Origin of the sequence: Agathobaculum faecis, from assembly GCF_014287995.1 — a bacterium.
Classification (GTDB): Bacteria; Bacillota; Clostridia; order Oscillospirales; family Butyricicoccaceae; genus Agathobaculum; species Agathobaculum ammoniilyticum.
Genome location: NZ_JACOPL010000005.1, coordinates 58,288 through 80,124, shown reverse-complemented (window position 1 = coordinate 80,124; position 21,837 = coordinate 58,288). Strand labels below are relative to the sequence as shown.

Annotated in this window: 15 protein-coding genes; 11 read left to right on the top strand and 4 right to left on the bottom strand. The window is 53.0% G+C overall.

Annotation, left to right across the window (positions count from 1 at the left end; genetic code table 11):
- Positions 1-4: 4 nt before the first annotated feature.
- Positions 5-2,110, bottom strand: coding sequence for a chemotaxis protein CheA (locus H8S45_RS06595; protein ID WP_054327123.1), 2,106 nt, complete (start codon positions 2,108-2,110; stop codon positions 5-7).
- A 120-nt stretch (positions 2,111-2,230) separates the two neighbouring features.
- Here H8S45_RS06595 and H8S45_RS06590 point away from each other — a divergent pair, with 120 nt between their 5' ends.
- From H8S45_RS06590 to H8S45_RS06570, 5 genes are all read left to right on the top strand, one after another.
- Positions 2,231-3,649 (top strand): hypothetical protein, encoded by a 1,419-nt coding sequence (locus tag H8S45_RS06590; RefSeq protein ID WP_054327122.1) that lies wholly within the window; start codon positions 2,231-2,233, stop codon positions 3,647-3,649.
- A complete protein-coding gene (locus tag H8S45_RS06585; protein WP_054327121.1) occupies positions 3,636-3,959 on the top strand; it encodes an EscU/YscU/HrcU family type III secretion system export apparatus switch protein in 324 nt (107 codons plus the stop codon). The genes H8S45_RS06590 and H8S45_RS06585 overlap by 14 nt, the downstream gene beginning before the upstream one ends.
- Positions 3,959-4,555, top strand: a complete 597-nt coding sequence (locus H8S45_RS06580; RefSeq protein ID WP_054327120.1) for a PilZ domain-containing protein — start codon at positions 3,959-3,961, stop codon at positions 4,553-4,555. The genes H8S45_RS06585 and H8S45_RS06580 overlap by 1 nt, the downstream gene beginning before the upstream one ends.
- A 33-nt stretch (positions 4,556-4,588) precedes the next feature.
- Positions 4,589-9,430, top strand: a complete 4,842-nt coding sequence (locus H8S45_RS06575; RefSeq protein ID WP_147574439.1) for an S-layer homology domain-containing protein — start codon at positions 4,589-4,591, stop codon at positions 9,428-9,430.
- Between the two features lie 129 nt (positions 9,431-9,559).
- The gene (locus tag H8S45_RS06570; protein WP_186949839.1) at positions 9,560-12,637 is read left to right on the top strand and encodes an EAL domain-containing protein; all 3,078 of its coding nucleotides are present in this window, start codon (positions 9,560-9,562) and stop codon (positions 12,635-12,637) included.
- 73 nt (positions 12,638-12,710) lie between these two features.
- Here the strand turns inward: H8S45_RS06570 and H8S45_RS06565 are convergent, their stop codons facing one another.
- Both H8S45_RS06565 and H8S45_RS06560 read right to left on the bottom strand, forming a co-directional pair.
- Positions 12,711-13,499: a late competence development ComFB family protein gene (locus H8S45_RS06565; RefSeq protein ID WP_186949837.1), complete on the bottom strand. Its 789-nt coding sequence runs from the start codon at positions 13,497-13,499 to the stop codon at positions 12,711-12,713.
- Between the two features lie 19 nt (positions 13,500-13,518).
- Positions 13,519-14,289 (bottom strand): ParA family protein, encoded by a 771-nt coding sequence (locus H8S45_RS06560; protein ID WP_054327113.1) that lies wholly within the window; start codon positions 14,287-14,289, stop codon positions 13,519-13,521.
- A gap of 151 nt (positions 14,290-14,440) precedes the next feature.
- Here H8S45_RS06560 and fliD point away from each other — a divergent pair, with 151 nt between their 5' ends.
- From fliD to H8S45_RS06545, 3 genes are read left to right on the top strand one after another with little or no spacing between them, the layout of a single operon-like run.
- Positions 14,441-16,996 carry a flagellar filament capping protein FliD gene (gene fliD / locus H8S45_RS06555; RefSeq protein ID WP_054327112.1) on the top strand — a complete coding sequence of 852 codons (2,556 nt, stop codon included), beginning with the start codon at positions 14,441-14,443 and terminating at the stop codon, positions 16,994-16,996.
- A gap of 19 nt (positions 16,997-17,015) precedes the next feature.
- Positions 17,016-17,387, top strand: coding sequence for a flagellar export chaperone FliS (locus H8S45_RS06550; protein ID WP_054327111.1), 372 nt, complete (start codon positions 17,016-17,018; stop codon positions 17,385-17,387).
- Positions 17,384-17,755 carry a hypothetical protein gene (locus tag H8S45_RS06545; RefSeq protein WP_054327110.1) on the top strand — a complete coding sequence of 124 codons (372 nt, stop codon included), beginning with the start codon at positions 17,384-17,386 and terminating at the stop codon, positions 17,753-17,755. The genes H8S45_RS06550 and H8S45_RS06545 overlap by 4 nt, the downstream gene beginning before the upstream one ends.
- On the opposite strand, the gene H8S45_RS06540 is transcribed toward H8S45_RS06545, so the two are convergent.
- Positions 17,752-18,636, bottom strand: coding sequence for a C39 family peptidase (locus H8S45_RS06540; protein ID WP_054327109.1), 885 nt, complete (start codon positions 18,634-18,636; stop codon positions 17,752-17,754). The genes H8S45_RS06545 and H8S45_RS06540 overlap by 4 nt on opposite strands.
- Before the next feature lie 104 nt (positions 18,637-18,740).
- Between H8S45_RS06540 and H8S45_RS06535 the strand changes: the two genes are divergently transcribed.
- The 3 genes from H8S45_RS06535 to H8S45_RS06525 are packed head-to-tail and all read left to right on the top strand — an operon-like array spanning position 18,741 to position 21,696.
- On the top strand, positions 18,741-19,442 hold the full coding sequence (locus H8S45_RS06535) for a cell division ATP-binding protein FtsE (protein ID WP_107631886.1): 702 nt from the start codon (positions 18,741-18,743) through the stop codon (positions 19,440-19,442).
- Between the two features lie 51 nt (positions 19,443-19,493).
- Positions 19,494-21,296 carry a methyl-accepting chemotaxis protein gene (locus tag H8S45_RS06530; RefSeq protein WP_186949835.1) on the top strand — a complete coding sequence of 601 codons (1,803 nt, stop codon included), beginning with the start codon at positions 19,494-19,496 and terminating at the stop codon, positions 21,294-21,296.
- Between the two features lie 22 nt (positions 21,297-21,318).
- Positions 21,319-21,696 (top strand): bacteriohemerythrin, encoded by a 378-nt coding sequence (locus tag H8S45_RS06525; RefSeq protein ID WP_243182406.1) that lies wholly within the window; start codon positions 21,319-21,321, stop codon positions 21,694-21,696.
- The last annotated feature ends 141 nt before the right edge of the window (positions 21,697-21,837 follow it).

Below are 21,837 nucleotides of genomic sequence, written 5' to 3'. Positions count from 1 at the left end.
CCTGTCAATATCCTGCGCTGCCGCTGATAAAATCCATCAGATTGGTTACATCCAAAATCAGGCTGATATTGCCGTCGCCTAAAATGGTGCAGCCAGCGATCCCCGCATCCTTTATTTTAAAATTGTTCAGGTACGACGGAAGCGGCTTGATGACGACCTGCTGCTTGCCCAGCAGCTCATCCACGAACAGGCAGCACGAGCTCTCACTGCTCTCCACCCATACAAGGATTCCGTCATTGATGGAGGTCGACTGCGGCTCTATCCCGTAAACATTGTACAAGCGTACCACGGGATAGAACTCCTCCATTTTGTTGATGATCTCACCTTGCATCGCATCATGAATAATATCCTTCTCCGTCACCTTAAAGGACTGCCTTATATTCTGGATCGGGATGGTAAAGATGGATTCGCCAACCCGCACCTCCATACCGTCCATAATCGCGGTAGTGAGCGGGATTTTGAGAGTCGTACAGCTCCCTTTCCCCTTTTCACTGGTCATCGTTACCACACCGCCGACCGTTTCTACATTCTTTTTGACGACATCCATACCAACGCCGCGGCCGGAGAATTCCGTTACCTCCTGATTGGTCGAAAAGCCCGGCATCATCAGGAAGTTCATGATCTCGCGCTGGTTGTATTCCACATCAGGGCTGGCAAGCCCCTGCCGGAGCGCTTTACGCAGCACAGCATCACAATCTACACCCATCCCGTCATCCTCGATTTTAATGATGACTTCGCTTCCCGTATTTTGAGCGGACAGTGTAATTTCCCCCACAGGATTCTTGCCTGCGTCAATCCGCATCTGCTCGTCCGGCTCGATGCCGTGATCCATGGAATTGCGCACGATATGCATAATAGGGTCGCTGATCGCATCTACGATCGTCTTGTCGATCTCCGTATCCTCCCCGATGATGCTGAGCTGCGCCTTACGGCCCAGCTTCTGCCCCATGTCTCTGACAATCCGGCGCATTTTCTGGAACGTCCCCGATACTGGAACCATGCGCAGCGACATCGAGATATCCTGCAGCTCATCTGTCAGCTTGCGCAGCTGGCGGGCGGATTTATAGAAGTTATCCAGTTTGGCATCCTCGATCCCGCGCAGGTCCGGCGACGCGGTCACCATTGTCTCCGTAATTACGATTTCTCCCACCACGGCCATCAGCTGATCCAGCTTGGACAGATTGACACTGATCAGGCTTTGCTTGATCTGGTGTCCACTGCCCTTGCCGGACGTTGCTTCGGCCCCCGCCGCAGGCGCGGCTTTTTGTGGCTCTGTCTGTCCGGTGGCTTCCGGCGCAGGTTCCTGCTTCTCGTCCCTCTGCGCCTCGGGCGCGGGAGCTGCGTCGATTTCCTGATAGGTTTTCACAAAGCCCAGGTCAGAGATAAGCGGGATGGCCGCCTTACGCTCATTCTCCGCTGCGAAATACATTGTAAAGCCGTTTTCCGCGATCTCCGGCGAACGAGCCGTATTGCTTTCCAGATCCTCCGGTTGGTAAAGGAACTGCGTTCCGCTGTCCCGAACATCACTTACGATCATGAACGCACGCAGGTTCTCCATCCCACAGCCCTCATCCAGAAAGACCCGCAGCGCAAACGGATAGCCGGCCGGCGCGTTTTCCACTGTAGCCGTGCGGCATCCCTGCGCCGCAGCTTGGTCCGCCGAGGGTGCTTCCCCACTGCTCCCAGCAACCTGTCCATCATTTTTAATTTTGTCGATAAACATGTTAATTGTTTCAACAAAGCGGTCGATATTTGTAGAAAGGGGTTCCCCCTTTTCGATTTTACCGATCTCATCACGAAAATAGTCGATCGATCGGAACAGCAGGTCGAACAGCTTCGGCCGATCCTGTTCCGGAACAATATCCATCGTATTTTCCCGAATCAGGTAAAACAGATCCTCAATCCGGTGTGCAATGGTCATCAAAGGCTCATACTCCATCATTGCCGCCGAGCCTTTCAGCGTATGCATAATGCGGAAGATCTCGTTTACATCATCCTGTGATAGCGTATCCGCCTGCTCTGCGGCAAGCATAATATTATCGAGCTGCTCAAGCAATGTATTTGTTTCATACAAATACATTTCCAGAACGCTGTCGCCACTGTTCGCCATAAATCCCATGCCATCCTTTCCGAATTACAATAACAGTAGTTATATTCATAAATCGACCGGATATGGCACGCAATTAATAGATTGGATAAATTTTTCTACGGATGAACGGAGTGTAGCTCTATGCCAAACATCACCAGTGTGACCAACCCTGTCCCTGGGCAGGAGAACAATACCAGCTATCGTTCTCCTATCACACCGAACGATACACAGGTCAAAAACATACCTGATCCATCGCGCATCAGCCGCGCCGACCAGCGTACCGATCGGCAGGATACGGCCGGTTCTGGGCTGACGCGGCGCTATGATTCCTATTTCCAGGCGTTTTTGCAGGATCTTCGCGCTTTCGGCTCGGTTTCCGATAGTATCTACCAGCTTCTGGCCAGCGGTCTGAGTGCGTCTGGAGCCGAAACGGCCGAGGTCAGTGCAGCGCTGGTACGCATTATACAGGCCTTACAGCTCAATCCGGAGCAGCTTCTCGCCCTGCTGAAAGGTCAGTTTTCCTCTGGGCAGCGCTTCCGCGGACCGCTTTTCGATGTTTTACGCAAGGCGCTCCAGTCCAATCCCTCCTCTGCTATGAAGGAGGATATTGCCCAGTTTCTGCGGAAGTTCAGCGCTTTCGCCTCCACGGAGCATATCGAGCGCAGCCTGACGCGCACCATCCGCCAAATGTCCTGGTTCATGCCGAAACGCTTCAGCAGCACACTGGACGGACAACTGGCGCAGCTTGACGCCTTGCTGGCTCATGGCGACCGCGCCGGTGCACTCTCCCTGCTCCAGAACACGGTTCTCCCCTATATGTCGGACTATGTTTCCCAAATGCACGATCGTGGCATCGCCCGCAGCCTTTTGAGCATGCTGCTCCCCACCATCGCGCAGTATGAAAACGGTTCCCCGCAAAATGTACTGCAGTCTTTCTACCAGCTTTTCAGCTACACACCGGTCAAAAAGGCGTTCGGCGAAATGAGCCAGGAGGATATCCTGCAAATGCTGCGCGCGCATACCGTTCCGCCGGATGAAGCAACCGCCACGCTTTTGGATCAGCTTACCTCCCTTGCTTCCCGCGCCATACGGGGAGAGGGCAGCACGACGCAGCAACAGGCCATGCAGGAACTGATGCGTTCGGTGCTTGTCAACCAAAGTGTTTTTATGCCGCTCGCCCATGCCATTCTTCCTGCCGCCATGGACGGACGTGCGATGTTCTCCGAGCTATGGGTTGACGCAGATGCCGAAAAGCAGTCAGGTGCGGCAGGTTCCCCGACCGCCCCCATGCGTCTGCTGCTCAAGTTTGACATACAGGATCTCGGCGGCTTCGATCTCCTTCTTACTTATCAGGACGATTCGGTCGGTGCAGAGCTCTTCTGCCCACCGCACCTGACGCCTTTTACCGGTGTTTTTGAGGCCAAACTGGCTAAAATGGCAGAAAGCGCTGGGCTAAATCCGGGGGCGATCCGCGCCTCCCCCTCTGCGCAGCGTGTTACACTGACCCAGGCGTTCCCCAAGATACTCGAAAGGATGAACAGCGTTAATGTCACAATATGATCAAAGCCGCAAGGCTGTCGCCCTGCAGTATGAAAATGGGGCGCCCGCTCCGGTCGTGGTTGCTTCCGGCATGGGCTACCTTGCGGAACGCATGGTCGAGATAGCCTCTGAAAACGGCGTGCCTGTTTATGAGGACTCCTCCCTTGCCACCATGCTTTCCCAACTTGCCCTCGGTCAGGCCATCCCTGAATCGCTTTACCAGTTTATCGTTGATATTTATGTTTACTTCCTGCATTTTGATCCGGAGGCGCCGGAAAAGCCCCGTGTACCCGCAACAAATACCGGACCGTCCAAAGGGGGAGACGTATAATGCATCATCCACAGCCGGAAAAACGCTTCGTCATCCTCAGCGATGATCAGAAAACACTGGCCAGTGCTATCCTTATGGAACAGAAAGGACAGCAAAAGGTTTTCGAGCTGACCTCCAAGCCAATCTGTGATTTGTCCGCACTTCCCGCCATCAACATTCTCAGCATCAATTCCGAAAACTTCATGGCATGGCGCGGCAGAGTCGCTGGGATACAAAACACCTGTCTTTATTTTGTGGCTGAGGAGCATATTGGTCCGCATTTGCGCAGGCACCTTCGCATCCCGATCATGCTCCGCACCTACTTGTACCCGCTTTCGGGTGATTCAGCCCGTCTGCCCGTCATCACGCACGACGTAAGCTGCGGCGGGATATCCCTGTACGCCAGCCGACCGCTCGCGCCCGGCTTCCGTTTTGAAATCGCAATTCCGTTTTCTTCCCCGCCCCTGTTGCTGAGCGCACAGGTGATCCGTGTCATTTCCGAGGAGCAGCAATTATATGCCTGCGCTTTTTCCGACCTTCTCCCCCAAGAAGAGGCTCTATTGCAGGAGGGTATTTTTGAATACGACCTGCACCACAAAATCAAAACCGTCCATTAGACTTTCCTATCAAACGCAGAGGTGTTAACGCAAATGAGTCATTTCCTATCACATGTGATCCACAGCGCCAAACGGGTGTGCGCGCTGTCCTTATGCACAGCCCTCCTGTTCGGCATGCTGCCGTTAACCGTACCGTCCGCACAGGCCGCGTGGGAGGATGCCTACCTGAGCAGGCTGGTATCCTGGAATATTATGCGCGGCGACCAGAACGGCAATCTGGAACCTGGCCGCGCTATTACGCGCGCTGAATTTGCCAGCATGCTGAACCGCACGTTCGGCTATCATAAAACCGGCGCGCAGCCGTTCCGCGACGTACGAACAGGCGACTGGTTTTATGACGATATCAGCATTGCCTATACCGCCGGTTATTTTAAAGGCACTTCCAATTCCACAGCCTCGCCGGACGACACGCTGACCCGCGAGGAGGCCGCGACCATGCTCTGCCGCAACCTGATGCTGCAGCCGCAGTCCGGCGAGGACCTGTCGTTTACCGACAGCCGCAAGGCCAGCAGCTGGAGCCGCGGCTATATTAAGGCCGCAGCTGAAAAGGGTATTCTGACCGGCGACCCTGAAGGAACGTTCCGGCCGCTCGACCGCATCACGCGCGGCGAGGTTGCCACCATGCTGGTCCGCGTCATCGGCACGCCGATCCAGTCCGCCGGTACTTATTCCAACAGCGTTTCCGGCAATCTGATGGTTTCCACCTCCGGTGTAACACTGGAAAACATGACCGTCACCGGCGATCTTTATATCACCCCTGGCGTAGGCCTTGGCTATGTCACGCTCAACAATGTCACAGTTTACGGGCAGATCATCGCCAGCGGCGCAGGTGAAAGCAATAAGGGCGACGCGAGCATCATCCTGAAAAACTGCACCGCCCCTGAAATGATCGTCGACAGCCCGACTAACCAGTATGTCACAATCCGAACGGTTGGCAACACAGATATCGACAGGGTCTACATCCGAACCAATACTTATCTGGAGGGAAAATCGACCGGCCGCCACGGCTTTGATTATGTCGAGGTGGACGGCGAGGAGGGTACGCAGCTCGATCTGGCCGGAAATATGCATGAGGTCGTGACCATGTCGCCCAAATCGACCATCAATGTTGGCAGCGGCACAGTGGAAAAGCTGACCGTGGATGAAAACGCGGTCGACTCCAAAGTAACGATCGCACAGGGCGCTGTTGTGGAGCAGCTGAACCTGGATACCGGAACTACTGTAACCGGCAAGGGCGACATCGGCACCCTGTACGTCAATGCACCGGGCTGTACGGTGGAAATGCTGCCCGATGTCATCATCATCCGTCCCGGCATCACCGCCAATATCGACGGCATCACCATGGACAGCACAATGGCGGATCAAATGTCAGACAAGCCGCGCATCCTGAGCGGCTATCCCCGTCTGTCAGATGTTGCCCCCAACCAGGCCGAGGCCTCCTTTATGACGAACAAGCCCGGCACGCTGTACTGGGCTGTCCGCCTGAGCGGCGACGGTGCTTTTGATGCCAACGACCTGATCAAGCCGCCTTCCTATGGGGGGAAAATTGTAAAAAGCGGTAACCTGTCCGTCAAGGATGCAAACGATGCGCTTTCACAGAAAATCACCGGCCTGCAGCCTGGGGCCTCCTATGTCCTTTCTGCTGTACTGGTGGATGCACGCGACGACCGCAGCACGGTCAAGAGTGTGTATTTTACCACGCCAGACAACAGCAAGCCCAATTTTGCCTCCGGCTATCCCAGAACCAGTACGATTGAGGACACCTATGTTACCTTTGACGTAGCGGCAACAAAAACCTGCACTCTTTACTGGGCCATCTACAAAAAGGGGATGCCCGCCCCCACCGCAAATGATTTTAAGGATGGCTCGCTCAGCGGCGCCATCTCCTCTGGAAAGGGCAAGCTGATCCGCAGCGAGGAAGACAACATCCTGATGGGCAACAAGGATAAGTACGCCAGGGACGCGCTTGCCGAGGTAACCGAGTATGACGCATACTTCTTCCTGACCGATACCGTTAACGATTCGGCGGTCAAAAAAATATCGGTAAAAACCGCCGACCGCACGCCCCCTGTATTCCGCACCAACTATCCCCGAATCAGTAAAATCGACGCCAAGGCGCTGACCGGCGAATCCATGATCAATGAAGACGGTAAGGTGTACTGGGCGATCGTAAAGCACGGTACGGAAAATTATCCGCAGTCTAACCCCGATCTGGACGAGGAGGCGCAGGCGCTCGACAAAAAGCTACAGATTAAGGGTGGCATGTATGCGCTCAAAAGCGGCTCGTTCAACGCGAAGCAGGACGCGGTCGCTTCCTTCAACATGAGCGGCCTTGACGCGGAAACCGCCTACGATATCTACTTTGTCGCTGAGGATACGGCGGGCAATCTGTCTGAAATCGCGACTATCCTGAACGCGAAAACGCTGGACAGCAGCGCGCCGGAGCTGGTTGAGCTGCGCTTCTCTCAGGCCAATGACGAGGACATCCCGCTGGCCAATACCGACGTCACCCTTGTATTCAGCGAGGACATTTACAGCCGCGAGACACAAATGTCCCTGTCCGAAATGTTTGCCTCCGGCAAAAACGACTTTACGCTTGCCGGCGATAAAGACCAGACCCCGATCAAGTGGGTAGATATTATCCGGGGAATGTTTACATTCAACAACATGGATAATCCCACCGACCAGCGCAAGCAGGAGCTTGAGCTCGGTCCAGACGGACGTCAGAATATAACGGTCAAGCTGAACGAGGAAGGGCAGACCGAGGTCACCTTTGCCAACGCTGCACTGAAGCTGCAGAGCGGCGCGACCTACCAGTTTGTACTGAACAACATCACGGATTCCTCTAACAATGTCCTGCCGGCCAACACCAAGTCCCAGGAATTCCGTGTCCTGGATGCGCAGGTGGACTTTAATAAATTGCAGTATACCGCCGCGGATGTCGACGGTTTTAATCCCGCCGGCATTGAAGCTTCGTTCTCCATGGTCCCCTATGCCAATTCCACAGAAAATGTACCCGATGGAACAAAATACGACCTGCTGATCGCCTCGGATACCACGATTTCGTTCAAGCTGTACCGCCGTGACCTTTCAGCTGAAAAGCCCGCTTGGGAAATCGTAACGGATACGGTCGGCACGCCGGTAGAATTCACCATCAATAAAACACCCGATGAAAAGTGGACAGCGGCCAGCCTGAACCGCGCCGAGGGTCTTGAGCCTACTGACTATCCGCAGCTCAATCAATTGGTCCAGGGATATGAATACGCAGTCGAATTTACGTCCATCAATCTGGACAGGGATCGTAACAAGTGGGATGCGACCGTTAACCTGTATATGTACTGCGTTGCAGGCAGTCCCAACGAACTACAAAACCTGACTTCCGGTGGAATCGTCGAGCAGTCCTTCTGGGACAGCTATGTGATCCAACAGAAGAAGCTGGCCTCGATCGGCAACCCATCCGATTTCACAATTGATGTGCGCCGCGTCAACCAGAACGCGCCCCAGTTCATGCAGGGGTATCCCCGTGTGGCTCCCGGTGATTCCCTGACACGCGTCGATTACATGCTCGACCGCGAGGCGGACGTATATTACGTTGTCGCCCCTGTCAACCGTCTGGAGCCTGATCTGGATGATCCTGGTCTTATTATAGATATCGGCCAATTTAAGGACGACGGCGACGCCGAGGCTGCCTTACCGGAGCCCGGTAAGCGGAAGGAGCAGGGTATCAGAACCCCCACCACCCAGAATATCATGAGCCCATCCAATTACACCCCGGCCAATGGGTATCAAACCGGCAAGGTTCGTTACGGCGGTACAGGCCAGGGCAGCTTTACCGTTGAGGACCTCCAGCCCAATCAGGAGTACTATATCTATTTTGTTCTGAAAGGCTCGTATAAGGATCCCTCCCCTGTTTGGTGCTACAAATTCAACACCAGCGATGTGGTTCCGCCTGTGCTGACCGCCAATTCCACCGGTGATGGTCAGGCAACCTTTTCCATCAAGCCCGCTGCCGGACAAACCAGCGTCGAAGCGGAAGTGCATTGGCTTCTCTATCCGCAGGCAACACAGAGCGGCTATCCGCCCCTGTTTTCAACCCAAATCAATGGCAAAACTGCTCTGGAAATGATGGAGAGCGATGCGTTCGACAAGTGGTCCTCTGATACGTCAATTGGCGGCTATAAAGACTCCACCGCTTTCAAGGAAGCCTTGTGGGAAATCATGCAGGGCGGCAGCGACGCCTCCCCCGCACCTGACCAAAACGGCGCGGAGCGGAATTTCAGCGGCACCGAAACCGTGATCGACAAAGATCAGCTGCAAAACGAACCGACAAAATATCTGTTCATCGTCGCTGCAAAGAATGAGCTGGGCGGCCTGCCCGTGTTCCGCGTGGTAAAAAATATACAGAAGGTGAACCGCAGCGGCCCACTGGTAAAATCAATGAACACGACCTCCACCTACAGCAACAATAAGCATTGGTATAACGGAACAGTTACCATCAACTTCGACACCGAGCTTTATGTATTCGATGACAGTATGAGTACACCGGAGGCCTACATTCCCACAGTCGGTAAAAACAGTGACCTTTTCCCTGATTCCGTAGAATATGTGAAGCTGTCGAACCTGAACCCCACCCGTTCATTGGGCGTCAAGTTCAATAACTTTGTTGTAGGCGACTCCTTCACGATCACGCCGACAGACGGAAAAGGGAATGGCGGCTACTTCTCCAATAAGTCCGGCTACATGCGAACCGACGGTTCCATCACCTTTACCCTGCAATATAAAAGGGATTCTGACGGGAACCCCATTGAAGAAGACGGCGCCAACAAGGTGGAATTCGTTCTTTCTGATGGAACCACCTCGGAAACAGCCCCATAATACACAGCAAAAAGGAAGCCTTTCGGCTTCCTTTTTGTTTTACCCCGCTCGCGGTCTCTTAACACAATGCCAAGCTCTGCCGATATGTTATATATATTAGTTTTTCCGTGTATAAAGGAGGGGGTAGCTATGCAGGCTCCCTGGGAATACTTCGAGCATTTCAGCGACCTTGTCTATGTCAGCGATATCGATACGCACGAGCTGGTCTACCTCAACCGTCATGCACGGGAGCTGTATGGCTTTCCTTCAGAAGCGGACTATAAGGGGCATCCCTGCTACGAGGTCATGCAGCATGCACACGAGCCCTGTACGTTCTGTACATGCAGGGCGCTTTTGGAAAGCGGGGCCGCCGAATGGGTATACCGTAATCCCGTCACCGCACATACGTTCCGCATCAAGGACAGCCTGATCGAATACAGCGGCTGCCGTTATCATGTCACGCTGGCCATCAATATGGACAGAAGCGAGCTGGAGACCTATCGCTTCAATTCGTTCGTTCATTACGAAGCGTTCGTAAATGAGTGCCTGATTTTTGCTTTCGCGGCCTCGGATGAGCCGGATGAATCCCTGAACCTGATGCTGCAGTATATTGGACAGCAGCAGGCCGATCTGCAGCTTTCCATTTACGAACGCGTACCGGCCGAACACCGATTTCAGAGCACTTACTGCTGGCCTCCCTCCTCTGCGGGTACTAAGATACTCCCTTTTGATTTGGAGCAGTACCTCTCACAACAGTATCCCGGCCGTGACAGCACCGAGCCTCTGGTTCTTTCCAGTGGTCAGGAGCTGCAAAGGCATCTTCCCGTTTTCTGTGACCAGGCTTCCGCTGGGGGTGATCAGTCCCTTCTCCTTGTTCCACTGTTGCTGGAGGGCCGCATCAGCGGCTACCTGCGTCTGGACAACGCACCGCCGCAACAACTCCGCTATCTTTCCGATATCTGCAAGGTGCTGTCCCCTTTCATCACCACGACCATGCAGCGGCGAGATCTGCTGCATTATTTCAAGAACTCCAGCATGTACGACCAGATGACCGGTGCCCTGAATCGCCGCGCACTAAAAGACCATATCCGCAGGGAATGTCCACTGCATTCAATCGGCCTCGTCTACTGCGACCTGATCGGACTGAAAAGCATTAACGATCTGCTCGGTCATAACAGCGGCGACGAACTGATTGTACGTATTTTTCATATTCTGCAGAAAGCGTTCCCCACCCAGCCGGTCTACCGTATGGGCGGTGATGAATTCCTGGTCTTATGCGATAATACGCCGCAGCCGGACTTTGAACAAAGCGTCGCCCAGTTGCGGGTGTTCTTGGCTGAAAGCAATTGCGAGCTGTCTATCGGCAGCCTGTGGACAGCGGATACCAGCCAGGATATCCGCACCCTGATACAGAAAGCGGACGATCTGATGTATCAGGATAAGCGGAAATACTATAGCCGCATCGACCTCGCAACCGGCCAGACGCGCCATTCCACGCTGCGCGGCAGCGCTATGCCGCCTGCCTGCTTCTCCTCCAGGGAAACCGCGTTCCAAAACTTCCTGAGCAACTATTTTTTTGATCCCGAGGTCTTTTTCCAGTCCGTCGCCATGGCAGATACCACCTTTTACCTCTATTGTGGTGATATGCAGAAAAATGTCTATTTTATTTCCGATAACCTGAAAGACGAATTCAATTTTACAGACAATCTTGTGTATAATTTTGTCGACCTGTTGGAGCAGCGGATTTATAAGCCGGATCAGGCGCTTCATATAGCCGATTTGCAGGATATGATTGAAAAGAAACGCAAGATCCATACGATCCGCTACCGTATTTACAACAAGGCGGGGCAGTTGCTGTGGATCCATTGCCGCGGCATTATGAAGTGGGACGCGGAAATGGCCCGCCCGCTCTTCTTTTCCGGTAGCATGGTCTGCCTGAAAAACGAAGACGCCGTTGATTCGACCACTGGGCTTCTCAATTTGTCCTCGGCAGAAGAGGAGCTGTCTGCTATCTGCAGCGTTTCCCGCTCCCCCCTGCTCCTGCTCAGCTTTGCGTTCCAGCCGCTTGCCGATATCAACCTTGCTTTCGGCCGCGAAACGGGAGACGCTGTCCTGCGTGAGATTGGCTGCCAGTTGGAAATACAGATGGGTACGTTCTTCCGTTTTTTTCGCCTGAGTGACAACCATTTCCTCGCTTTCTCCCATAAAAACCTGAAGCCTGCGCTTCCGGTCCAGCGGATACGCAATATCATGCTGGATGCCTGTGCCAAATACGGAATCCATATGATGTATCCCTGCGCGGCAGGCGTGCTGCATTACCCTGAGGACGGGGCCACCGCGCAGGAGCTGATTGACAACGCCATCGTGGTCGCAAATGTTTCGGCTGGCTTCCCCTCGCTGGATTATCTGAAATTTTCTCCCCATATGATACAAAATCGGAGAGAACAAAGCAGTCTCGGTTTTACCCTCAATTACAGTGTCAACCACGGCTTTGAAGGCTTCCATATCGTTGTCCAGCCGCAGGTTGAAGCCGCTACGCAACAGATATTCGGCGGCGAGGTCCTGCTCCGCTGGAGCATGCATGGGCAAAATGTTTCGCTTTCCCAGTGCATCGCCACACTGGAACAGCAGGGTGTGATTGTTCCTGTCGGCAAATGGGTCATCACCCAGACCGCGCGTGCGGCACAGCATATTCTTTCCCTTCGGCCGGACTTTCGCTTTTCCATCAACATCAGCTACCTTCAGCTTCTGGATGACGGCTTGTTCCCTCATATCCGGCAGACGCTTCAACAGTTCCATATCCCAGCCCACAACCTGCTGATAGAGCTTACGGAAACCCATCATGACAGTGCGCCGGAGCGACTGGAAGCCTTTATCCGGCAGTGCAAGGAAATAGGCATTTCCTTTGTTCTGGACGACTTTGGCACAGCTTATTCCAACCTTTCCCTGCTTCTACAGCATCCGGCCGACCTGATCAAATTGGATCAAACGCTGATCCACGGGATCACCTCCTCCAAGCAGAAGCTGGACTTTATCGCAAGCATTATCTATTCCTGCCACCGTTTTGGCAAACAAGTCTGTGTCGAAGGTGTGGAGACCGAGGACGAATTCAACTTGATCCGACAGACCGGTTGTGATTTCATCCAGGGTTTTTATTTCTACCGGCCGCTGGATTTGGACGCGCTCGGTCGTCTGCTCGAGACGCCAGAGGGCACAATCAGCCATTAACCGCTATCCGCCGACAGTAAAAAGGGGCCGCAGCTATGCTGCGGCCCCTTTTTGTAGCACCTTTCCCTGCTTTCTAATGATGGGGGTTCTCATTCACAAGCACACATGCGCGCATCATCTGGACGGACAGGAGCTTATCATACCGCGCCGCATACAGACTCATCATCGCATTCCGCCTTTTGCTGTCCAACACAACATATTTGGAGGGCAGGTTTGTCAATGCCAGCGCTTTCATATCTGCAACACAGCGAGCACAGCGGCATTGCAGCATATGTTCTACATAGTATGCTGCTTCCTCCTCCACCAGCTCCTGCAGAACGTTAATGTATTGGACATCCTTTTCCCCATGCGGTGTTACAAAGGCCTGTTCTTCCTTTGCGCCTTGTGATGGAAAGCATATCTTTTTCTGCTCCGCTGGTTCCGGTTCCGTTGACGGCATATTGTCGACTGCTTTTTCATCCGGAGGCGCCTCCTCCTCCGCTGTTTGCGCCGGTATTGCGTTCACCTCTGCTTCCAGCGCCTGTAACAGACCTGTGCGTATCTCGTCCGACAATGCCTTTTCCCGATCCTTTGTGGTCTGCACGATAGGGACAACCGGCAGCGGTGCGGATTGTGCCATGCGCTCCGGCACAGCTGACGCTTGCTGATCCGGCTCATCCTGGTCCTCTATTTTCTTCTGTACAGCCGGCTTGCGAGGGACCGTAGCTTTCCTTGCGGCCTTGCGCTTCACCACTTTTTTCTCTTCCTGCGTTACGTCAGCCGGCTGCCGTACCTCCTCTGTGTTTTGCTCCGGCGTTTCACCCCCCTGCTGCGTGATCAGGTTCAGCACGCGCGCCGTTTTACTGCTGCGCTTTTCCGCCATGTTTTTCCCCTTTCCCACGTTACTGCTCCACCGAGCCTTCCTGCAGTATTTCTTCAACAAGCGCAACAAAATCCATTGCAGGCTTGGAGTGCGGCGCATAGGTCACAACACTTTTCCCATGTGCGGGTGATTCCGCCACAAGCACACCCTGCCTTATTTTTGTTTCAAACACCTTGGTATCAAGCTGCTCTGCGATCTGCCGTGACAGATCCAGCACATCCCTGTTCAGGTTGAGCCGTGCATTGAATTTATTGAGCAGAATACCGATGACCTTCAGACGCGGGTTATAGTATTGCCTCACCGTTTCGATTGTTTCCTTGATCTGGGTTACGCCAAGCAGGCTGAGAATCTCAGGTGCCATCGGGATGATCAGCTTGTCCGCTGTCACATAAGCATTCACTGTCAACAGGTTCAGTGCAGGCGGCGTATCAATAATGATATAGTCGTAATCCGCCGACAGCGCGGACAGCTCGGTCTTGAGCAGGTACTCCCGCCCTGGCTTGTTGCACTCCAATTCCACACCGGACAACAGGATATTTGCCGCGAGCATGTCCCCATACTCCGTAGCACATAACGCCTGCTCGACCGGTATCTGTTTTTTAAACACCTCATACAGGGTATGTACATTATCAATATCTATACCGAGGCTGAAGCCGAGATTGCCCTGCGGGTCCAGATCGACGCCAAGAACTTTCTTCCCCTTTTCCGCCAGTGTAGCAATCAGCGCTGCGGCGGTCGTTGTTTTGCCAACGCCGCCCTTCTGATTGGTGACCGCAATTATCTCCGCCAATAAAATCACTCCTTTGTCTTTAAAAAAAAGCTTTCCGCCCTTAATTTTAGTATACTATACGTCGAGATAAAAATATAGGGATTTTTATTTTTTTCTGCATGATCCTGTTCACTGTATTATCACCCCGTATCATGGGGAAAGGAGTGTTTTTATGGCAGTAAGCAGTGTAGGCGGCAGCAGCGCCTCCAGCCTTTATGGCAGCCGCAATGTGCTGAGCGGACTTGCCAGCGGCATGGATACTGAAGCCATGATCGAAAACATGGTCATGGGCACAAAAAACAAAATCACAGCGCAGCAACAGAAACAGCAAAAGCTGCTGTGGAAGCAGGAAGCGTACCGCAGTATCAGCGATCAATTGGTGCAGCTTTCCACCAAATATACCTCGTACACCTCCTCAACCAATCTGATGAGTGCGAATTTCTTCAAGCCGAGTATTATCACTACAGCCGGTAAATATAAGGACTTAATTTCAGCTTCCGGCAGTACAACAAGCGATATTGTGATCCAGCGTGTCAGCCAGCTTGCAAAATCAGAAACCATCACCTTTTCCGGCTTGAGTGGTATTGACAACACCCAAAGCATTGACGCCTCCAAGGGCGTGGACTTGAAAGGTGATGTGAACGTAAGTAATCTGGCCGGAAAGCAGTTATCCTTTAAATATGGCAACAAATCCTTTTCCATTACATTTGACAGCGATCGTGAATACAAAAGCGTTGAAGATGTCGCTGATGAAATTAACCGGCAGCTTTCAAACGCCTCTGTCTCGCTTAGCGATGGCACCAGTATAAAAATGGACAGCAAGGTCAAGGCCGAGGTCGTCGATGGAAAAATTTCGTTCCAGTTTACCAACTCCAGCGAAACCAACACCCTCGAGCTGCTGGGCAGTTCCTCTCAGGAAGTGCTGACAGCGTTGCATCTGTCCGGCGGAAGCAAGCTGACGGCAACCGATAAAATCGAATCCTCCTCTGCAGTGGAAGCGACGGATCTGGCCACCAGCAAACCCGCCGGTGAGGTTTTAGCCGGTTCTTCCATGAAATTTACTTTCAATGGCACCACGGCAACAATCACGATGCCGGAAAAGGATTCTGCAGAATACAAGGCAATCTTCGAGTCCTCTGACCCCAATTCCGCTATGCAAAACTATCTGCAAACGCAGCTGGATCAGGCGTTCGGCTACGGTAGGGTTACGGTTTCCAACACCGCCTCAGATGGCACGTTCCAGCCCTCTTTCTCTGTTAAGGGTGACAGCGATACGCTTTCTATCGACTCCGGCACGCTCCATGTGGTTGGCAAGGGCGGCATTTTCGGTATCGACCGAGGCGCATCCAACCGTGTCAATACGAGCAAAACTCTGGGCGACCTGTATGGTACCGATTCGATAGAGCAGGACGGAAAGAAAATCACCATCATTAAGGGTATGACTGCTATTACCGGCCCTGATGGGAAAATCAAGACCGATGAAAGTGGAAACGCCCTGTATTCCTTTGAAATCAACGGTGTAAAGATCGGGGAATTCAGCGCAAACGACAGCATCAGTACGTTGACCAGCGCAATCAACAGCAAGCCCGAGGCCGGCGTCAAGCTCAGTTATTCCAAAACCTCTAACCAGTTTGTATTTTCCTCCACGCACGGTGGTACCGGCGGCCGCGTTTCCATTAGCGAAACCACCTCGGATGGGGCGGATAATCTTGCCGCCCGTTTATTTGGCACCGTCGAATACAGTGATGATGGCAGCACCGCAAAAATCCAGCGTTTGGACAAACAGGGGCAGTATGTCGACAGCGCTTCCTCCACCCGTATTCAGGGACAGGATGCAAAAATGACCGCGCTTATTAACGGTGTGGAACGGGAGCTGACCAGCGGCACTAATGCTTTCAACATAGACGGCTTTACCGTTACCGCCAGCGGCACCTTTGACGCGGCTGCGGAAAATGATTCCGGTGTTTCGTTCAGCGCAAAGGTGGACAGCGATAAGATTGTCGACGCAATCAAGAGCTTTGTCGAGGATTACAACAAGGTCCTCTCGGAGATCAATGAGCAGTATTCCACCCAGCCCGATTACAATAAGAGCTACGAGCCGCTTACAGAAGATCAGAAGGCGGATATGAGCGATAAGGAGATTGAAGCCTTTGAGACAAAGGCCAAGCAGGGCCTGCTGTTCAATGACAGCGACCTTGGTTCGCTCTCCAGCAGTCTGCGCTTTCTCTTTTCCGGCTCTGATTTGTCCAAAATCGGTATCAATGTTTCCACAAACTATTCAGATAAGGGCAAAATCACACTCGACGAAACCAAACTGCGTTCCATCCTTGAAACCGATCCGGATGCCGTGGCAAGCGCGTTTTCCGACCCGATGGAGCAAAAGCAGGTTACCAACGCAGACGGTACAACCACTTGGGTGGATGACACCTCCTCGGGCGGCGCTATTTCCCGCCTGAAAGTTCAGCTTGACAAATATGCCGGTACCACCGGCGCGACCAAGGGCATCCTGATCGAAAAGGCAGGCTCTCAGTATTCCCCCCTCTCCCTGCTGAACAATACGATCCAGAACCAGCTCGAGGATATCACCGATATGATTGACACGCTTACCGATAAATTGAATGATCAGATCGATACCTACACCGCGAAGTTCAGCAGGCTGGAGGTTCTGATCAGCCAGATGAATTCCCAGAGCTCCTACCTTGCCAGCTTAGGTGGGAGCGGCTATTGACCGGAAGGATGAAAAGCCTATGGATATGCATGGCTACGAACAGTATAAGGCGCAGTCTGTCAATACGATGACACGCGGCGAGCTGCTGTTGCTGCTCTATGACGAATTGGTCAAGCGCCTTACGCGCGCCGAGCTTGCCATAGGCAAGCAGGATTATACGCTTTTCGAGGCATCCATCACGCGCTGTATCGAAATCCTCGAATATCTGGACGATACGCTTGACCCACAGTATCCCATCAGCCACGACCTGCATCGCCTGTATGATTTTTTCACATATGAGTTGACCCGCGTAAAGATCGGGCGCAACACCAGAATCCTGGCAGAGGTAAAGCCGCGGCTGACCGACCTGCGCGATACGTTCCGCGCCGCTCAGAAAGAAGGCGGCGTATGAACGCACAGGCCCAACAGCTCCTGACCCAGCTCCGCCGCAGGTATACCGCTTTAAGCGAAACGCTTGATCTCACCGTACAGCTCGGCGAATCGCTGGACCGCGGAGACCGCACCTCTTTCGGACTTCTGCTCACCATGCGTCAAGAGTCGATTCTGCGACTTCAAGCCTCAGATCAGGCCATACACACCTTGTGTGCGAGCCTATCCGACGATATGCATCAAAAATGGCAGGCCCTTCTGGACGGGGGCCTGCCTGAAGATGAAGAGGGTCAACTGCTCGCGCGGCAGATGGCGCAAAACCGCCAGTTGCTGGATCGGCTCCTTCCACTCAACCAGCGGCTCGAACAGGGTCTCTCCACACGCGGCTAATCCTGCACTGATTTTGACAGGAACCACAGCGGCGCTCCTGCGCTGCGGCTGTCGCTCAGTTCGTCTATGATGGTCTGGGCATCCCACGCAGCCAGACTGCGCGCGCGGCTGTTGGGGTCAGCTACAAGGATCTTCCCCTCCACTGTTGTACCGCGCAGCAGGATAAAATGTCCACCGCTTGTAAAATGTCCGGCTTTCATCAGCGCCACCGCAATGCGGCCACCGGAAAGCTGAAGGCGAAGCTCGTCCGCACTAAGCGTCCCTGCCGGATCACATTCCAATCCGAAGGCATCTGCTACCCCCTGCACGATAGAATGGTAAGAACCGCTTTGGGGTGCCCAATAACCATGTACAGCGCACCACGCCGCCATTTTTTCCGGATCAGTTTTCGTTCCGGTCATGCTTTGCACAGCCATTGCCATAACCGTGGGGCCGCATCCATAGCTGCCGATCGGATCGTTTCCATAGCTTTTATCCTTCCACGCCGAATCGCTTTGTGCAAAGTACGCAACGGAAATGGAACCGCCGGTCAGAAGTTCCTGCCCATCCTTTATTGTCAGTTCTGTGACAGATGGATCTGTGATCGCCTCCCCGCCGTCTGACAGCATGGGTTCGCTGGCTTTCTGCGGGTCTACCGTTTCCTGCTCCATAAGGGCAGGCTGTGCGAATTTATCAGTCAGCCAAAACCGGCCGGCGGCAATCACCTCGCCGCCGCGCTGCCAAAGTTGTTCCGCTTTCTGTATCACCGGCTTTGTGAGCTTGTCAAAAACCGGCCGATCCAGCCAGTAGGCGACTGCAAGCTCCGCACCACCAATGCAGCATACCATGAGGAGGAGTACGGTAACCGTATTTCTGATCTTGTGCTTTTTTACTTTTTTCACGCCGCTCACCTCCTTATCGTCAGCCTGTTTTTGATATCATAGCAGATAAACCCGTTTTTGTCCATTCTTGACCACCATTTTGTATTTTTCCGGAGGAACAACGCGTGCCCCAGATCGAATTTGACCATGTAAGCAAATATTTTATGAATGAAAAGCGCCGTTTTGCTGCAATCGACGAACTTTCGCTTTCGATCGAAGCAGGAGACTTTGTTTTTCTGATTGGCAGCAGCGGTGCGGGAAAAACAACGCTTCTCCGCCTGCTTGCAAACCACATCACTCCGGAGGAGGGCGCCATATGGGTGGAAGGGCAGCAGATCAACCGTATACCACAGTGGCGGCGTCCATTGTACCGCCGCCGGATTGGGCAGGTGTGGCAGGAACCAGCCCTCATTCGTAAAAAAACGATCGGGGAAAACCTTGAAATCGTCCAGCGGGCCATGGGGGTTTCCAATCGGGTTATCCCACAAAACACACTCAAAGCCCTCTCCATTGTTGGTATGCGCACTATGGCGGACTCCTATCCATACATGCTGTCCGGCGGGCAGATAAAGCTGGTCGAGCTTGCGCGAGCCATCATCTGCAATCCTCATATCCTGCTCCTGGATGAGATCACCGCAAATCTGGATGACGATACCGGCTGGGATATCATGAACATTTTAAACGAGATCAACCGCCGCGGTACAACCATCATTATGGCGACCCATGCTAAAAACTTTGTCAATATCATGTGCCGGCGCGTTGTTACGCTGGTTTCCGGCCGGATTGCAGGGGACGTCGAAAAAGGAAAATACGGCGAGTTGCGTTAAGCTGCCGTTTTTTATAAATTCATTTTCAAAACTCAGGAGGAATTTCACAACATGAAGCTGAAAAACATGCGTATTAGCGCACGACTTGCCGTAGGTTTTGCCATACCAATCATTCTGTCACTCATACTCGTCATATTTGCACTGATCAATACGATTTCTGTTAACAACCGTTACACCGATCTAATTAATGGCGAACTACAGCTTGAAACACAGGCGTTGGAATCTCAGGTCAATATCAACACCGCCGCTCGCTATGCACGCGATATGGTACTCGATACGAACAAGTCCGATTATGCCTCCAATCAGGAAAAACTGAATGAAGCCATCAGCAGCTTGGAGGAGAAAATTTCTTACTTACAGGAAAATACCGGAAAGTATATGGCAGCCAATGCAGCAGATGAGGTTATTGCCGCTTCGCAAAAATGGTTGAATATTGTTCCCGAAATCACTGCCGCTCTGGATAAAAATGATTTTGATGCTGCTACTGAAATCCTGCAGCAAGAGTGTACGCCGGCTTTGACTGCCCAAGCTGATGCTGCCCGCACTTTTATTCGCGGATTACAAAGTGACATAAAGGTCCTTATCGACAATGAAACCAGCAATGTCATACGGATCGCTATTATCTTTGTTAGCATGACACTGATCTTTCTGGCTCTCACGCTTATCTTCGCTGTTAAGATCATCCACTCCATTCGGGTGCCGCTGTCCGAAGCGCGCGACGCTATCGTTGCTATGAGCGACGGCGATCTCGATCGTCCCGTTACTTATGAGTCCCGTGATGAGGTAGGTGAAATCTCCTCCGCGCTCAAGACCAGCCAAACGGTCCTGAAGGAATCCATCAGCGAAGTCGCACGCGTCACTACCAGTATGGCCAACGGCGATTTTACGATTTCTGTAAACGGAAATTTCCCCGGCGCACTTCAAACCGTATCCAACAATCTTTCCACCCTTCTTTCTACTTTGGGCAATATGATCTCCAACGCCATGTCCTCGGTCGACCAGGTATCTGCCGGTGCCGAGCAGGTTTCCAATGGTGCGCAGGCGCTCGCACAGGGCGCTACTGAGCAGGCAAGCGCGGTAGAGGAGCTTTCCTCCACCATTAACGATATTGCTGATGCTGCCCGCGAAAACGCCGAATCGGCGCGTGTAGCGAAGGAAAACGCGGACAAGGCCGGACAGCAGAATATCGCGAGCCAGGAGCAAATGGCCAAGATGATCGAGGCCATGAACGAGATTACAGCTACCTCGCAGGAGATCAGCAAGATCATCAAAACGATCGAGGATATCTCTTTCCAGACCAATATCCTGGCGCTCAATGCCGCAGTCGAAGCCGCGCGCGCCGGTTCTGCGGGCAAGGGTTTCGCGGTCGTCGCCGACGAGGTGCGTAATCTCGCCACCAAGAGCGCGGAAGCTGCCAGCAATACGACCGCTCTGATCGAATCCTCGATCAAGGCTGTGGAAAACGGCTCCGAAATCGCCCGCACTGCGGCGGATTCCATTACGCAGAGCGCAGAACTGACCACGCAGTCTGTTGAGCAGATCAGCCGGATCGCCGATGCCGCAGAGCATGAATCGGAATCCATCGACCAGATCATGCAGGGCATCGATCAGATTTCCACGGTTGTACAGACCAATTCCGCAACGAGCGAAGAATCCGCAGCGGCAAGCGAGGAGCTTTCCTCCCAGGCCAATATCATGCGTCAGATTTTCTCCGCGTTCAATGTCAACAGTTCCTCCTCTGCAAAATTCGGCGGCAGCCCTTATGCAGGAGGACTGTCCCCCGATCAGGGGGATACCTTTCGTCGCTCCTCCGCAGCAGGAAAATCCTTTACCGAGGACCTCGATAAGTACTAAGCGCTATTCCCTTACACCAGAATTGGTTACCGGCAATGAACTGATCGACTCTGAGCATACACAGCTGTTTGAAGCCATCAATGCCCTTCTGGATGCCTGTGCCTCCGGACGGGGCCGAGACTCGCTTCGGGACACCGCAGAGTTTCTTTCCGATTATGTCGCAAAGCACTTCGGGGATGAGGAACAGCTACAGAAGCAATACCATTATCCGCACTACGATGCACACCGTACCTTCCATGTAAATTATAAAAAGCAGATCCGCGATGCTGCGGATGCCATCAAACGTGCGGGCGGTACCATGGAAAATCTTCAGCGCCTGAACCAGCTGGTCAATGTTTTGATTAACCATATTCGCAGGGAGGATAAGCGGCTCGCTTCGTTTATCCGTGAAAACACATAAGATCACCTGTTCTTGAAAAAACACCCGCCATAAGGGCGGGTGTTTTTCATTCGCTTTCATCCAGGGGTATTCCGAAGCAAGAAAGAGTCCACAACCAAAGGCGCGGACCTTGGCCATAGACTCTCTCTCAATGGGTTCGTT